The 14,799-nt window shown below is 74.3% G+C and carries 13 protein-coding genes; 2 read left to right on the plus strand and 11 right to left on the minus strand.

Annotated elements, in window-relative coordinates; translation table 11 throughout:
* Nucleotides 1-117: 117 nt before the first annotated feature.
* The 3 genes from ACGF5O_RS31190 to ACGF5O_RS31200 are packed head-to-tail and all read right to left on the minus strand — an operon-like array spanning nt 118 to nt 2,557.
* Nucleotides 118-702, minus strand: a complete 585-nt coding sequence (locus ACGF5O_RS31190; RefSeq protein ID WP_393813217.1) for a hydrolase — start codon at nt 700-702, stop codon at nt 118-120.
* Between the two features lie 8 nt (nt 703-710).
* Nucleotides 711-2,123, minus strand: a complete 1,413-nt coding sequence (locus ACGF5O_RS31195; protein WP_393813218.1) for an MFS transporter — start codon at nt 2,121-2,123, stop codon at nt 711-713.
* Nucleotides 2,120-2,557 carry a MarR family winged helix-turn-helix transcriptional regulator gene (locus ACGF5O_RS31200; RefSeq protein ID WP_393813219.1) on the minus strand — a complete coding sequence of 146 codons (438 nt, stop codon included), beginning with the start codon at nt 2,555-2,557 and terminating at the stop codon, nt 2,120-2,122. Before ACGF5O_RS31200 ends, ACGF5O_RS31195 begins: the two co-directional genes overlap by 4 nt.
* 138 nt (nt 2,558-2,695) lie before the next feature.
* On the opposite strand from ACGF5O_RS31200, the gene ACGF5O_RS31205 reads away from it, so the two are divergent.
* Nucleotides 2,696-3,196 (plus strand): metallophosphoesterase family protein, encoded by a 501-nt coding sequence (locus ACGF5O_RS31205; RefSeq protein ID WP_393813220.1) that lies wholly within the window; start codon nt 2,696-2,698, stop codon nt 3,194-3,196.
* A 29-nt stretch (nt 3,197-3,225) separates the two neighbouring features.
* On the opposite strand, the gene ACGF5O_RS31210 is transcribed toward ACGF5O_RS31205, so the two are convergent.
* From ACGF5O_RS31210 to ACGF5O_RS31245, 8 genes are all read right to left on the minus strand, one after another.
* Nucleotides 3,226-4,680 carry a hypothetical protein gene (locus ACGF5O_RS31210; RefSeq protein WP_393813221.1) on the minus strand — a complete coding sequence of 485 codons (1,455 nt, stop codon included), beginning with the start codon at nt 4,678-4,680 and terminating at the stop codon, nt 3,226-3,228.
* Nucleotides 4,681-4,801: 121 nt separating this feature from the next.
* Nucleotides 4,802-5,446, minus strand: a complete 645-nt coding sequence (locus ACGF5O_RS31215; protein WP_393813222.1) for an SRPBCC family protein — start codon at nt 5,444-5,446, stop codon at nt 4,802-4,804.
* 28 nt (nt 5,447-5,474) lie between these two features.
* Nucleotides 5,475-6,581, minus strand: coding sequence for an XdhC family protein (locus tag ACGF5O_RS31220; RefSeq protein ID WP_393813223.1), 1,107 nt, complete (start codon nt 6,579-6,581; stop codon nt 5,475-5,477).
* The gene (locus tag ACGF5O_RS31225; protein WP_393813224.1) at nt 6,574-7,944 is read right to left on the minus strand and encodes a VWA domain-containing protein; all 1,371 of its coding nucleotides are present in this window, start codon (nt 7,942-7,944) and stop codon (nt 6,574-6,576) included. The genes ACGF5O_RS31220 and ACGF5O_RS31225 overlap by 8 nt, the downstream gene beginning before the upstream one ends.
* A gap of 6 nt (nt 7,945-7,950) precedes the next feature.
* Nucleotides 7,951-8,826: an AAA family ATPase gene (locus ACGF5O_RS31230; protein WP_393813225.1), complete on the minus strand. Its 876-nt coding sequence runs from the start codon at nt 8,824-8,826 to the stop codon at nt 7,951-7,953.
* A gap of 15 nt (nt 8,827-8,841) precedes the next feature.
* A complete protein-coding gene (locus ACGF5O_RS31235) occupies nt 8,842-9,696 on the minus strand; it encodes an FAD binding domain-containing protein (RefSeq protein WP_393813226.1) in 855 nt (284 codons plus the stop codon).
* Nucleotides 9,693-12,062, minus strand: coding sequence for a xanthine dehydrogenase family protein molybdopterin-binding subunit (locus ACGF5O_RS31240; protein ID WP_393813227.1), 2,370 nt, complete (start codon nt 12,060-12,062; stop codon nt 9,693-9,695). The genes ACGF5O_RS31235 and ACGF5O_RS31240 overlap by 4 nt, the downstream gene beginning before the upstream one ends.
* Nucleotides 12,059-12,541, minus strand: a complete 483-nt coding sequence (locus ACGF5O_RS31245) for a (2Fe-2S)-binding protein (protein WP_393813228.1) — start codon at nt 12,539-12,541, stop codon at nt 12,059-12,061. The genes ACGF5O_RS31240 and ACGF5O_RS31245 overlap by 4 nt, the downstream gene beginning before the upstream one ends.
* A 254-nt stretch (nt 12,542-12,795) precedes the next feature.
* Between ACGF5O_RS31245 and ACGF5O_RS31250 the strand changes: the two genes are divergently transcribed.
* Nucleotides 12,796-14,784 (plus strand): GTP-binding protein, encoded by a 1,989-nt coding sequence (locus ACGF5O_RS31250; protein ID WP_393813229.1) that lies wholly within the window; start codon nt 12,796-12,798, stop codon nt 14,782-14,784.
* Nucleotides 14,785-14,799 lie beyond the last annotated feature (15 nt).

Here is a 14,799-nt window from a genome sequence, read left to right on the forward strand (position 1 = left end):
CAACGCGCCGCAGGGCGGCCGACGGCTCTTCGAGCACGTCGGCCGCCCTGCGGCGTATCGGACGGGGAGGCTCACCCGGCGTCCCGGGTATCCGGCCCCCCCGGCGGCCGGGCCGGTTCAGCCGTGGGTCTTGGCGAGCAGTTCCAGGACCTCCGCCGTGGTGCCGGACTCGCCGAGCCGCGGGAAGATCCGCTCGACGCTGCCCCGGTGCGCCTCGCCGTCGCCGTCGGCCATGGCGTCCGTCGCGAGCGACACGTGGTAGCCGTGCGCGTAGGCGTCCCGCGCGGTGGACTCCACGCCGATGCTGGTGGCGATGCCGGTCAGCACGATCTGGGTGACGCCCCGGCGGCGCAGCTGGACGTCGAGGTCGGTGCCGTGGAAGGCGCTCCAGTTGTGCTTGGTGACTTGGATGTCGCCCTCGTGGCCGGAGAGTTCGTCGACGACGGTGTCCCAGCCCGCCGGGAAGGCGAGGCCGCGCGCCTGGCGCTCGGTGCGGCCCGGGACGGCGTCGGCGAAGTCCGCCGCGAAGGAGACCCGGACCAGGACGACGGGCAGGTCATGGGAGCGGAAGGCGTCGGCGAGCTCCACCGCGCGGGCCACCACCTCGGGGCCGGTGTACGGCTGGGTGGGCATGCCCACGATGCCCTGCTGGAGGTCGATGACGACAAGGGCCGTGCGCGGGTCGAGCGTGCTCAGAGACATGGGGTGGATCAGGCCTTTCGGGGGGCTTGACGGGGTTCGGGGGTGAGCCGGGCCAGCGAGCGGTCCGGCAGCGTGATCGCCAGCAGCAGTACCGAGCCGGCGAGCATGAACAGGGCCAGGCCGTGCAGCCCGCCCGTGTCGGCGCGGTGCGGGTAGAACGCCGCGGTGGCGGCGGAGGCACCCAGCGCGCCGAGGTACATGAAGGTGCGCAGCAGTCCCGCCGCGGAACCGATCCGCTCCGGGTCGGCCTGCCGGTACAGCGCGGTCTGCGCGGCCAGTCCGAGCAGGCCCTGCGGGACGCCGAGCAGCGCGCCGACCGCGAGCAGCAGCCAGACCGGGCTGCCGGCGCCGACCAGCAGCAGGGCCGCGCAGCCCGCGATCTGCAGCACGGAGCCGATCACCAGCTTCGAACGGACGGCCTCCCGGCGGCCGGTGAGCGTGGCGGTGACGAGCGCGGCGGCCGACAGCGGGAGCAGCGCGAGCCCGGCCGCGGAGGCGCCGAGCCCGCGGCCCTGCTCCAGCCACTGCGTGTAGCCGTACAGGAAGGCGTACGACGTGGTGTACGCGAGCAGCTGGCGCAGATAGGTGACGACGAGCGGGACGTTGCCGCCGAGGACGCGCAGGTCGACGAACGGGTCGGGCACCCGCAGCTCCCGGGCCGCGAAGACGGCGGCCGTGACCGCGGTCAGCGCCGGCAGGTACCAGCGGTCGGGCCGCGGGCCCATCAGGAACAGCATCAGCGAGACCAGCAGGACGGCGAACAGCGCCATCCCGGGCAGGTCCATGCGCTGCCGGTGCCCGGCGGTCGCGGTCCTCGGCAGCCACTTCACGCCGAGCACCAGACAGGCCGCGGAGAGCGGCACGTTGACGGTGAACACCAGGTGCCAGCCGCCGGCGCCGATCAGGATCCCGCCCAGCGTCGGACCGATCACGGCCACGGTCTGCGCGGACACGGCGAGCGCGGTCAGCACCCCGGCCGGGCTGTCCTGCCCGGTGCGCTCGGCCTCGCTGCGGGTCAGCCGCATCGCCGCCGGGTACGCCGCCGAGGTGCCGAAGCCGAGCAGTACCCGCGCCGCGATCAGCACGCCCAGCGAGGGGGCCAGCGCACCCATCAGACCGGCGACGCCCACCAGGCCGGTGCCGGCGAGGTAGAGCCTGCGCGGCCCGTACATGTCCACGAGCCGCCCGATCACCGGCTGGCCCACGGCGGTCGCCAGGTACAAGGCGGTGACCAGCCATGCCGTCTCGGCGGGCGGGGCCCCGAAGGCGATGCCGATGGGCACCAGGGCTACCGCGATCATCGAGGAGTTGATCGGGTTCAGTACGGAGCCCAGGACCATCGGCGCGATCAGCCGCCGGTCGAATCCGGCGGGGGCCGGGCGGGAGTCCTTGCGGGTGTCCGCGATGAGCCTCGGTATCACGGGCGCGACAGCCGTTCGAGCAGCTCGATCGCGGTGAGCAGGGTCCGGCGCTCGTCCTCGGTGTACCGGTCCTGGAAGGCGCGGGCCAGCCACTCGTCTCGGGCCTGCCGGTTGCCCTCGACGCGGGCCTGGCCGGCCTCGGTCAGGGTGACCAGCTGGCGGCGGCCGTCGCTCGGGTCGGGGCTGCGGCGGATCAGGCCCTGCTGGTCGAGCGCGGCCAGGGTGGCCGCCATCGACTGCGGGCGCACCCCTTCGGCGGAGGCCAGCGCGCTGGCCGTGGCGGCGCCGTGCTTCGACACCAGGGTGAGGGCCGACTCCTGGGACGGGGTGAGGTCCGCGTCCTGGGCGACCTCTCGGATACGGCGGCGCATCCTGCTGAACATCACGCGCAGGTCGCGTGCCGCACGGGTCGCGGAATCGGAGATCTCTGCCATGCGCCCACCGTAGAACCGTCAGCCCGAACTGTCCAGCCCGGACTGTCCAGTCCAAACTGTCCAGGCATGACTGCCCAGGCATAACTGTTAAGTCCGGACTGAAGATCTCGGCGGGGTCCGGTGGCCTACGCTGGCCGGGTGCGCCTGCTCCTGACCTCCGACACCCACCTCCCGCTGCGCGCCAAGCGGCTCCCGGACCAGCTGCTCGCCGAACTCCCGCGCGCGGACGTCGTCCTGCACGCCGGCGACTGGGTCGACGAGGCCACCCTCGACCTGCTGGAGAGCCGCAGCCGCCGCCTCGTCGGGGTGTACGGCAACAACGACGGCCCCGGTCTGCGCGCCCGGCTCCCCGAGGTGGCCCACGCCGACCTCGGCGGCCTGCGTTTCGGCGTGGTTCACGAGACCGGTCCCGCCCAGGGCCGCGAGGCCCGCTGCGCCGCCCGCTTCCCGGACCTGGACGTCCTGGTCTTCGGGCACAGCCACATCCCCTGGGACACCACGGCCCCGGGCGGCCTGCGGCTGCTCAACCCCGGCTCCCCGACCGACCGCCGGCGCCAGCCGCACTGCACCTACCTCACCGCGACCGTCGCCGACGGGGCCCTGACGGAGCTGACCCTGCACCGGCTGCCGCCGCGCTGAAGGGGCCCGGCAGGGCCTGACCGGGACCGTCAGGGGGCGATCCCGACCCCGTCGATCCTGCTCCACCGCCTCTCCTGCGCCGCCGTCATGGCGGGCCAGTACAGCCCGCCCGGCCGTGGCCGGACCCGGGAGGCGTAGGAGGCGGGGCGGAAGTCCGGGTCGTAGAAGCAGCCCGTGGCGTAGGTCCGGTCGAACCCGGCGCACGAGTCCGCGATCGTCCGGGGCGTCGGCTTCCGGCCCGTGCGCACCCAACGGTCCAGCGCCGCGATCGAGTTGGCGTACTCCGCGTCGCTCAGCGCACTGTGCTCGGACTCGTGGGTGAACGTCTGCACGAGGTGGCGGTCCCGGTGCGCGCCGCGCAGGGTGGCCCGGTAGGCCGCCTCGTGCTCCACGAACGCCGTCGGATCGTCGATCGCGTGCATCGTGAGCACCGGGATCGACACCCTGCCGGTGAGGTCGCTGTCGTAGGACAGGTCGCGCACCGCCGTCGGATCGGCGCCGAACCGCTCGACCCCGGCGTTGAGCGCCGCGTCGTCGTGCGACCCCGAGTAGCGAACGCCCTTGTCGGAGAAGGGATTTCGGCCGCCGAGCCGGTCGCGCACGATGTCCCGGAAGGTGAAGACCGCGAACCGCAGATGCGACTCCAGGGTGCGCTCGGGGACGCCGGTGACCGCGAGGATGTCGTCGAGGTTGCGCTGCTGGAGGGCGGTGCGCTCCTCGGGGGCCGAGGCGTAGCCCGTGCACTCCTGGAGCCGGGCGCGCAGTCCGGCCGCCGTCAGTGTGGAGTCGGCGCGCAGCCCCTGCCAGAGCGGGTACTGCGGTTCGGTCGGCCGGGGCATGTTCCGGCAGTAGTACTGGTAGACGACGCGGAGGTCGACGCGGTAGTCGTAGCCGCGGGACCCGCCGCCGAGGACACCGCTGGTGAGCAGCGCCCCGTCGTACGGTCCGCCCCGCCCGCCGTACACCTCGACGACCTTGGCGGCGACGTCCCCGCCCCAGGACTGGCCGTGCACGTACGTCCGCCGCGGCTTCCCGAAGTCCGCGACGAACAGCCGGCGCACGTTCTCGGTGTCCTCGGCGGCCATCCGGGTGCCGTAACCGCCCCTGCGGTACGACGAACCGGCCCAGGCGTAGCCCTCCTTCACCATGACGGACCAGCGGGCCAGGTCGTCGGCGCTGCGCGCCGGGTCCGAACCGGTGCCGAGGTCCGGGCCGCCGTGGGCGTGCACGACCAGGGAGCCGTTCCAGTGCTCCGGTACGGCCATGGCGTAGTAGGCGCCGTTGGCGTCCTGGCCGGTGTAGCAGGAGGCCCTGCCGTCGAGTTCCGCCGGGCAGGAGACGGCGGCCGACGGTGGTGCGGCCGCCTGTGCGGGAGGGGCGCCGGCGAAGGCGGCGGTGAGGGCCGCCGCCAGGGAGGTGAGCAGTGCGGTGCGTCGGCGGCGGCCGGTCCGGCGGACCCGTGCGGGGGTTCTCGACCTGTTCAAGGCGCGGCTCCCTGTCGTCGTCGGCGCTTCGTCGCGCCGTCCGCGGCGATGCTAGGGAGCGGGCCGGGACCCGAACCATGGTCCGGGCGTTGTGTTCATAGTGTTCGGCGGGCGGAACACCTCATCGCGGCCAGGTGTGTTGCCGCCGGCGCCGGCGCAGCCGGGCCGCCGCCACCGCGAGCACGGCGAGCACGGCGGCCACCGCCGCGGCCCGCTTGGCCACCGGCACCCCGGCCGTGCGCAGCAGGTCGAGCGGCTCCGCCGGCGCGGTGTCCCCGAAGTGCTCGCCGCCCGGCTCCGGTTCACCGCCCGGGCCGGGCGGCCGTTCGGCCAGCCGGGTCGCGAGGCAGTCCGCGAACTGCCCCACCAGCCGGTCGCCGACCTCCGACAGCACCCCGCGGCCGAACTGCGCGGGACGGCCGGTCACCGTGAGGTCGGTGCGGACCGACACCGCCGTACCGCCGTCGTGTTCGGCGAGCGTCGCGGTGACCGTGGCGCGGGCCGTGCCCTGCCCGCGGGTCTCCCGGCCGCTCGCCGCGAGCACCATCCGGTGGGCCGTCTCGTCCTGTTCCTCGAAGACCGCGGTGCCCCGGTAGGCCACGGTGACCGGGCCGACCCTGACCTTCACCGAGCCGGTCACCGTCCTGCCGTCGTAGTCCTCCACGACCGCGCCCGGCAGGCAGGGCGCGACCCGTTCGATGTCCAGCAGCGCGCGCCAGGCGTCGTCGACCGGGACGGGGACACTGAACTCGTGGTGCAGTTCCATGACTCACTCCTCCTGGCGGCCGGCCCGGTCAGCGGACGGCGGACGCGTGGATGGCTCCGGTGGTCGTGGCCAGGGGCGCCCCGCTGCCGCCCCAGCGCAGGGCCACGATCTCGGCGGCGACGGACACGGCGACCTCCTCCGGGGTGCGGGCGCCGAGGTCGAGGCCGAGCGGTGAGCGCAGCCGGGACAGCTCGGCCTCGGTGAGACCGGCCTCGGCCAGCCGGGCGCGCCGCTCGTCGTGGGTCCGGCGGCTGCCCATCGCCCCGATGTAGGCGGCCGGCCGGCGCAGCGCCTCCTCCAGCAGCGGCACGTCGAACTTCGGGTCGTGGGTGAGGACGCAGATCACCGTGCGGTCGTCGGTCGCGGTGCCGCTCAGATAGCGGTGCGGCCAGTCGACGACGACCTCGACGGCCGCCGGGAAGCGCTTCGGGGTGGCGAAGACCGGGCGGGCGTCGCACACCGTGACCCGGTAGCCCAGGAAGTCGCCGATGCGGGCCACCGCCGCCGCGTAGTCGATCGCGCCGAAGACCAGCATCCGGGGCGGCGGCGCGAACGACTGGAGGAACACGGTGACCGCGTCCTCGCGGCGTTCGCCGTGCGGGCCGTAGTGCCGCAGGACGGAGGCGCCGAGCGCGAGTTCGCCGCGCGCGTCGGCGGTGACGGCCACGTCGAGGCCGGTCGTGCCGAGGGAACCGGCCGCCCGGTCCGGCCAGACGGCGAGCGTGGCGCCCCGCGGCGCGGGTCCTTCCACCACCGTGGCCACGGTCACCGGCTCGCCCTCCGCGACCGACGCGGCCACCGCGCCGAAGGCCGGGTCGGAGCCCGCGGTCACCGGCCGGACCAGCAGGGTGATCTCGCCGCCGCAGGTCAGCCCGACCGCGAACGCGTCCTCGTCGCTGTAGCCGAAGGTCCGCAGCGACGGCTCGCCGGTCGCGACGACCTCCTGGGCCAGCTCGAAGACGGCGCCCTCGACACAGCCGCCGGACACGCTGCCCACCACCTCGTCGTCCGGACCCACGGCCATGGCCGCACCGGGCCCGCGCGGCGCGCTGCGGCTGACCGCGACCACCGTGGCGAGGCCGAACGGAATCCCGGCCGCGTGCCAGCCGGCCAACGTCGGCAGAATCTCACGCACCACCCGCTCCCTTCCCCGCCGCCTTCTCCGGCTCGTTCCCCGGCCCTTTCTCCGGCCCGGACTCCGCCGCCTTCTCCAGCCCGTCCCTCGGTCCTTTCTCCGGCCCGGTCCCCGCCGCCATCTCCGACCGTTTTCCCGGTCCCTTCGCCGCCGCCATCCCCGGCCCGTTCCCCGGCCCCCTCTCCGGCGCATCGCGCGCATCCGGCCCCTCCGGCGCGCCGCCGGTCCGCGCCCCGCGCATCACCGCGGCCAGTCGCTCCAGGGCCGCCAGGCTGTGTCCGGCCACGAAGGCGTCCACGCTGGGCAGCGCCGCCGCCATCCCGGCCGCCAGCGGCGCGTAACCGGGGCGCGCCTTGCGCGGGTTCGCCCAGACCACCTGGTGGGCCAGGCCGTGCAGCCGGCGCATCTGCCGGCCGAGCAGCTCCGGATCGTCGCGCTCCCAGCCGTCCGAGAGCAGGACGACGATCGCGCCCCGCGCCATCCCGCGCTGCCCCCACCGGTTGAGGAACTCGCGCAGCAGCTCGCCGAGCCGGGTGCCGCCGCGCCAGTCGGGCACCGCCGCCGCGACCTGGGCCATCGCCAGATCCGGGTCCCGGTGCGACAGTTCACGGGTCACCCGGGTCAGCCGGGTGCCGACGGTGAACACGTCCGTGCGGCCCGCGCGCACCGCCGCGTGCGCGAACCGCAGCAGCGCGTCGGCGTACGGCCCCATCGAACCGCTCACGTCGACGAGCAGCACCACCCGGCGCGGCCGGGCCACCCGCGCGTGCCGCCGGAGCAGGGCCGGTTCCCCGCCGCGCCGCAGCAACTCCCGTACCGTGCGCCGCGGATCGACCTCGCCGCGCCGGGCCGGCCGGCGCCGCGCCGAGCGCCGGGTCTGCCCCGCCAGCGTGAACGCGGCCAGCAGGCGGCGCAGTTGGGCCCGTTCGGCGGGATCCAGCTCGGTGACGTCGCGGTGCCGCAGGACTTCGGCGGAGCTGGCGAGGACGGCGGTGGGCGGCCCCGGCGGCTCGCCCGCCTCACCGGCACCGGGGGCCGTGCCGCCCTCCCGTACGACCAGCCGCAGCCGGGGCGGGGGAGCGGTGCGCACCGGCCGCCGGGCGGGGGTGCCGGACGCGGCGAAGTACGCGGCGAACACCCTGTCGTACCGCTCCAGGTCGTCATGGCCGCCGCACAGCGTCGCCCGCCCCGCCCAGTACACGTCCGAGCGGATTCCCGGCCGCAGTGCGGCCACGGCGCGCAGGAACGCGTACCCGCGCTCCGCGCTCGCGTCCACCCCCGCCGCCCGCAACGCCCGTACGAAGCCCAGGAGTACGGCATCCGCCGGCAGTACCCCGGCCGTCCCCGACAGCGCCGCGCCCATGCCCGGTCACCCGCCCCGGGCCGCGAGGACCGCCGAGAGGTCGAGCCCGCGCGCCCGCTCGGTGTCCTCCCGGTACTTCAGCACCGAACCCAGCGTCGCCACGGCCAGGTCCGCGTCCACCTCGCTCGCCCCCAGCGCGTCCAGCGCCTCCGCCCAGTCCAGCGTCTCGGCCACCCCCGGAGGCTTGACCAGGTCCGCGCGCCGCAGCGCCTGCACCAGCGTCGTGACCTGCTCGGCCAGCCGGGCCGACACCTGCGGCAACCGGCCGCGCACGATGGCCAGTTCGCGGGCGAAGGTGGGGTGGTCGAACCAGTGGTAGAGGCACCGCCGCTTGAGCGCGTCGTGCACCTCGCGGGTCCGGTTCGAGGTCAGGACGACCACCGGCGGCACCTCGGCCCGCAGCGTGCCCAGTTCGGGGATCGTCACCGAGTACTCGGACAGCAGCTCGAGGAGGAACGCCTCGAACTCGTCGTCGGCCCGGTCGATCTCGTCGACCAGCAGCACCGAGGGATGCCGCTGGAGGGCCAGCAGCAGCGGCCGGGCGATCAGGAAACGCCGGTCGTACAGCTCGCTCTCCAGGCGGTCCGCGTCCCGCACGCCCGCCGCCTCGGCGGCCCGCAGGTGCAGCAGCTGGCGCGGGAAGTCCCAGTCGTACAGGGCCTGGGTGGCGTCGATGCCCTCGTGGCACTGGAGCCGGATCAGCGGTGCGCCGAGCGCCTCGGCGAGGGCGGCGGCGAGCGCGGTCTTGCCCACGCCGGCGTCGCCCTCGCAGAACAGCGGCCGGTGCAGCCTGAGGGCCAGGAAGCAGGTGACGGCCAGCCCTTCGTCGACGAGATAGCCCGTCTCCGCCAGCCGGGCCCCCACCTGCTCCGGGTCGTCCATCGGGGGAATCGGCGCTCACCCCATTCCGGCGGCGGTCAGTACGGCCCGCCTGGTCAGGACCCGCGCCAGGTGCTCCCGGTACTCGGGCGAGCCTGACAGGTCCTGCGCGGGCCGGGTGCCCTCGGCGGCGGCCTCGGCGGCCCGCGCCACGGCCCGCGGGCCGTCGGCACCGGACAGCGCCCGCTCGGCCGCGGCGGCCCGCAGCGGGGTGGAGCCCATGTTGGTGAGCCCGATCCGCGCCTCGGTGATCCCCCTGTCGGTGCGCCGCACCAGCGCGGCGACCCCGACGACGGCCCAGGACTGGGCGACCCGCTGGAACTTCTCGTAGTGGAACCCCCAGCCGTCCGTCTTCGGGATCCGCACCTCCACCAGGAGTTCGTCGGGCGCGAGCGCCGACTGGAGGTAGTCCACGAAGAACTCCCGGGCCGGGATCGTGCGCCGGCCGCCGGGTCCGGTGACGACCAGTTCGGCGTCGAGGGCGAGCGCCACGGCGGGCAGGTCCCCGGCCGGGTCGGCGTGCGCGAGCGAGCCGCCGAGGGTGCCCCGGTGCCGTACGGCGGGGTCGGCGACGGTGGCCGTGGCCGCCGCGAGCAGCCCGGCGTGCCGCCGCACCAGCGGGTCGTGGAGGACGTCGTGGTGGGTGGTCAGCGCGCCGATGGCGAGCGTGTCGCCGTCCTCGTGGATCCCGCGCAGCTCCGGGATCCGGCCGACGTCCACGACCAGTTCCGGGAAGGCGAGCCGCAGGCGCAGCAGCGGCAGCAGGCTCTGCCCGCCGGCCAGCACCTTCGCCTCCTCGCCCGCGTCGGCGAGGGCACGCACCGCCTCGCCGACGTCGGCCGGACGGGTGTACTCGAATGCCGGGGGAATCATGCCGACGCCTCCTTCACCGCTCGCCACACCCGCTCCGGGGTGCACGGCATCCGTACGTCGGTGACGCCCAGCGGGCGCAGCGCGTCCACCACGGCGTTGACCACCGCGGGCGTCGACGCGATGGTCCCGGCCTCGCCGACCCCCTTGACGCCCATGGCGTTCGCCGCCGGGGTCTCCGTCCGGTCGGTGACGAAGTCCGGCAGGTCGGCCGCCGACGGCACGAGGTAGTCGGCCATGGTCCCGGAGACGAGGTTGCCCTCGTCGTCGTAGACGGCCTCCTCGTACAGCGCCTGCGCGATGCCCTGCGCCAGGCCGCCGTGCACCTGGCCCTCGACGATCACCGGGTTGACGACATGGCCGACGTCGTCGACGCAGACGTACGACCTGATCCGCGTCCTGCCGGTCTCCGTGTCGACCTCGACCGCGCACAGGTGGGTGCCGTGCGGGTAGGAGAAGTTCTCCGGGTCGACCACCGTCTCGGCGTTGATGGACGGTTCGACGCCGTCGGGCAGGTCATGGCCGGTGAACGTCTCGAAGGCGATCTCCTGGATGGTCTTCCGCGCCTCCGGCGAGCCCTTCACGGCGAACACGCCGTCCGTGAACTCAAGGTCCTGCTCGCTGGCCTCCAGCAGGTGCGCGGCCACCTTCCGGGCCTTCTCGACCACCTTCGTCGCCGCCCGGTGCACGGCCTCGCCGCCGACGGCCAGCGACCGCGAGCCGTAGGTGTCCATGCCCTGCGGGGAGGTCCGGGTGTCGCCGTGCACCACCTCGACGTCCTCGAACGGCACGCCCAGCACGTCGGCCGCGATCTGGCTCCAGCAGGTCTCGTGCCCCTGCCCGTGCGGACTGGTGCCGGTGACCACCTCGACCTTGCCGGTGGGCAGCATGCGGATGCTCGCCGCCTCCCAGCCGCCGGCCGCGTACCGCAGATCGCGCAGCACCCGGCTCGGCGCCAGCCCGCACATCTCGGTGTACGTCGACACGCCGATGCCGAGGCGTACCGGGTCGCCGCGTTCGTCGCGCTTCCGCTGCTCGGCGCGGAGGCCGTCGTACCCGAACAGGGCGAGGGCCTTCTCGGTGGCCGCCTCGTAGTTGCCGCTGTCGTAGGTCAGCCCGGCGATCGAGGTGTACGGGAACTCCTCGTGCCTGATCCAGTTCCGGCGCCGCAACTCCACCGGATCCAGGCCGAGTTCGGCGGCCAGTTCGTCCATGATCCGCTCGATGGCGAAGGTGGCCTCCGGGCGTCCGGCGCCGCGGTAGGCGTCGGTGGGGGTGCGGGTGGTGAAGACGCCGGTGCAGGTGAATTCGTACGCGTCCATCTTGTAGATCGCCGGGTACATGAAGGCGCCCAGGATCGGGATGCCCGGGGTGACCAGCATCAGGTAGGCGCCCATGTCGGCGGTCAGGTCCACCTTGAGGCCGAGCAGCCTCCCCTCGCGGGTGGCGGCGACCTCGATGTCCTGGATCATGCCGCGCCCGTGGTGGGTGGCGAGGTAGCCCTCGGAGCGGGACTCGGTCCACTTCACGGGACGGCCCAGCTTCCGGGCGACGGCGAGCGAGACGGCCTCCTCGCCGTACACCTGGAGCTTGGAGCCGAAGCCGCCGCCCACGTCCGGGGCGATCACCCGGAGCTTCTGCTCGGGGATCCCGGTGACGGTGGCCAGCATGATCCGCAGGATGTGCGGGATCTGGGTGGCCGAGTAGACCGTGTACTCGCCGGAGGCGGCGATCGGGGTGACCACGACCGCGCGCGGCTCCATGGCGTTGGGGATCAGCCGCTGCTGGTGGTAGCGGCGCCTGAGGGTGACCTCGGCGCGCTGCCGTACCGCCTCGAAGCCCTCGCCGGTGGCGAGCGGCCAGGTGTAGCAGCGGTTGGTGCCCTTGTCGGCGTGGACCAGCGGGGCGCCGTCGGCGAGGGCGGCCTCCAGGTCGAGGACCGGGGGCAGCGGGTCGTAGTCGACCTCGACGGCCTCCAGGGCGTCGGCGGCGGCGTACCGGTCGCGGGCGACCACGACGGCCACCGGATCGCCGGCGTGCCGGACCTCGTCGACGGCGATCGGCGGGTGGTCGGGCAGCACGATGTCCTCGGTGACCGGCCAGGCGCAGGGCAGCGAGCCCAGGCCCTCGGCGAGGTCGGCGCCGGTGAACGCGGCGACGACACCGGGGCGTTCGAGGGCGGGGGAGACGTCCACGCGGGTGATGCGGGCGTGCGCCATCGGGCTGCGCAGGACGGCCAGGTGGAGCAGTCCGGCGACCTGGATGTTGTCGGTCCAGTTGGTCTGGCCGGTGATCAGCCGGGCGTCCTCCTTGCGCAGCCGGGCGCGGCCGATCTCGTGTGCCGCGGTTTGTACGGCCTGGTCGGTCATGCCGTGGCCTCCTCGGGCACCTGCTGCCCGGACGCGGCGAGCACCGCGCGGACGATGTTCTGGTAGCCGGTGCACCGGCACAGGTTGCCCTCCAGGGCCTGCCTGACCTCCTCGGAGGTGGGGTGCGGGTTCTCGTGCAGCAGGTCGCGGGCCGCCATGAGCATCCCGGGCGTGCAGTAGCCGCACTGCAGCCCGTGCCGCTCGTGGAACGCCCGCTGCAACGCCGTCCACTCGCCGTCCGCGGCCAGCCCCTGGACGGTGGTCACCGTGCCGCCGTCCGCCTGGACCGCCAGCACCGAGCAGCTCTTCACGGTCGCCCCGTCCAGGTCGACCGTGCACGCGCCGCAGTCCGAGGTGTCGCAGCCGATCGGGGTGCCGGTCAGGCCGAGACGGTCGCGCAGGTAGTGGACCAGCAGCAGACGGGGTTCCACCTCGTCCTCGTAGCGTGTGCCGTCCACCGTCACCTTGATGTGGGTCATGGGGCCTCCAGACCGTACGGCGGGAGCGGGGGATGTCAGCCGGGCGGCGTGATGTAGGTCACTCTAGAACCGTGCTCAGGGGGCGGCGAGTGCTGCGGCGGGGCTTTTGTTGAGCGTTAATCCATTGCCGCCGACGGGCCCGTCCTGCTGCACTGCTCTCTCACCCGACGTCACCGAGAGAGGACCACCGATGCGCACTGCGTGCATGTCCACCGAGGAAGGAACCCCACCCACGCCGAAGGACATCACGCCCCGTGCACATGCTCAATCTCGGAATTCTCGCCCACGTCGACGCAGGTAAGACCACTCTGACCGAACGGCTGCTGCACGCGGCCGGCGTCACCGACGAGCTCGGCAGCGTCGACGACGGCAGCACCCGCACCGACACCCTCGCCCTGGAGCGGCAGCGCGGCATCACCATCAAGTCCGCCGTCGTGTCGTTCCCGCTCGACGGCGTCACCGTCAACCTCATCGACACCCCGGGCCACCCGGACTTCATTGCCGAGGTGGAGCGGGTCCTCGGTGTCCTCGACGGCGCGGTCCTCGTGGTCTCGGCCGTGGAGGGCGTCCAGGCGCAGACCCGCGTCCTGATGCGGACCCTGCGGCGGCTGGGCATCCCCACGCTGGTCTTCGTCAACAAGATCGACCGGCGCGGCGCCCGCGACGACGCCGTCCTCGCCCAGCTGTCCCGCAGACTCGCCGTCCCGCTCGTCCCCATGGGCCGCGCCACCGCGCTCGGCACCCGCGCCGCCGGCTTCCTGCCCGGCCTCGGCCCGGCCGCGTCGGACGCCCTCGCCGACCACGACGACGCGCTGCTCGCCGCCTGTCTCGACGGCGATGTCCCCGAGCCCCGGCTGCGCGCCGCCCTCGCCGAGCAGACCCGGCGCGGCCTGGTCCACCCGGTGTACTTCGGCTCCGCCGCCACCGGCGCGGGCGTACCCGACCTGATCGCCGGCATCGAGCGGCTGCTCCCGGCCGCCTGCGGTGACCCGGCCGGCCCGTTCTCCGGCACGGTCTTCAAGGTGGAGCGGGGCCCGGCGGGGGAGAAGATCGCGTACGCGCGCCTCTTCTCCGGCACGCTGGGGGTGCGCGACCGGATCCCGTTCGGCGGCGACCGCACCCCGGTCGGCGGCCGGCCGGAGGGCCGGGTCACCGGGCTCAGCGTCTTCGAGGACGGTACGGACCTCCGGCGGGACAGCGCCGGTGCCGGACGGATCGTCAAGGTGTGGGGGCTCGGCGGCATCCGGATCGGCGACGCCCTCGGGCTGCCGGGGCGGGCGTACGAGCACCATTTCGCGCCCCCGACCCTGGAGACCGTCGTGGTCCCCGGCCCGGGCGCCGACCGGCGCGCCCTGCACGTCGCCCTCACCCAGCTCGCCGAGCAGGACCCGCTGATCGACGTCCGGCCCGACGGGGTACGGCAGGAGACCTCCGTCTCCCTCTACGGCGAGGTGCAGAAGGAGGTCGTCCAGGCGACCCTCGCCGACGAGTACGGCCTCGACGTCACGTTCCGGGAGACCACCACCATCTGCGTGGAACGGCTCGCCGGCAGCGGAGCCGCCGTCGAGTTCAACAAGAAGGACGGCAACCCCTTCCTGGCCACGGTCGGCCTGCGGGTGGAGCCGGCCCCGCCGGGCGCGGGCGTCGGCTTCCGGCTGGAGGTGGAGCTGGGCTCGATGCCGTACGCCTTCTTCAAGGCCGTCGAGGACACCGTGCGCGAATCCCTCGGCCAGGGGCTGCACGGCTGGCGGATCCCGGACTGCACGGTGACCATGACCCACTCCGGCTACTCGCCCCGGCAGAGCCATGCCCACCAGGGCTTCGACAAGAGCATGTCCAGCACCGGCTACGACTTCCGCGGGCTGACCCCGCTCGTGCTCACCGAGGCGCTGCGGCGGGCCGGCACCCAGGTCCACGAGCCGATGCACCGCTTCCGCCTGGAGGCCCCGGTGGACACGCTGGGCGCGCTGCTGCCGGTGCTCGCCGGGTTCGGCGCGGTGCCGCAGCGGACCAGGACCGAGGGGGCGCTCGCCGTCCTGGAGGGCGCCGTGCCCGCGGCCCGGGTGCACGGGCTCGAACAACGGCTGCCGGGGCTGACCCGGGGCGAGGGCGAGCTGGAGACCGCCTTCGACCACTACGCCCCGGTGGTGCGGGGGCCGGTCCCGGAGCGGCCGCGGACCGACCACAACCCGCTGAGCCGCAAGGAGTACCTGTTGAACGTGACGGGTCGAGTGGCCGGGTGAGCGAACCGGTACTCA

This window comes from Streptomyces sp. NPDC048291 (genome assembly GCF_043201715.1).
Lineage (GTDB): Bacteria > Actinomycetota > Actinomycetes > Streptomycetales > Streptomycetaceae > Streptomyces.

Coding starts and splice junctions, on each gene's coding strand:
- ACGF5O_RS31190 (WP_393813217.1), bottom strand. CDS start 702: ATGTCTCTGAGCACGCTCGACCCGCGCACGGCCCTTGTCGTCATCGAC.
- ACGF5O_RS31200 (WP_393813219.1), bottom strand. CDS start 2,557: ATGGCAGAGATCTCCGATTCCGCGACCCGTGCGGCACGCGACCTGCGC.
- ACGF5O_RS31215 (WP_393813222.1), bottom strand. CDS start 5,446: ATGGAACTGCACCACGAGTTCAGTGTCCCCGTCCCGGTCGACGACGCC.
- ACGF5O_RS31225 (WP_393813224.1), bottom strand. CDS start 7,944: ATGGGCGCGGCGCTGTCGGGGACGGCCGGGGTACTGCCGGCGGATGCC.
- ACGF5O_RS31230 (WP_393813225.1), bottom strand. CDS start 8,826: ATGGACGACCCGGAGCAGGTGGGGGCCCGGCTGGCGGAGACGGGCTAT.
- ACGF5O_RS31235 (WP_393813226.1), bottom strand. CDS start 9,696: ATGATTCCCCCGGCATTCGAGTACACCCGTCCGGCCGACGTCGGCGAG.
- ACGF5O_RS31240 (WP_393813227.1), bottom strand. CDS start 12,062: ATGACCGACCAGGCCGTACAAACCGCGGCACACGAGATCGGCCGCGCC.
- ACGF5O_RS31245 (WP_393813228.1), bottom strand. CDS start 12,541: ATGACCCACATCAAGGTGACGGTGGACGGCACACGCTACGAGGACGAG.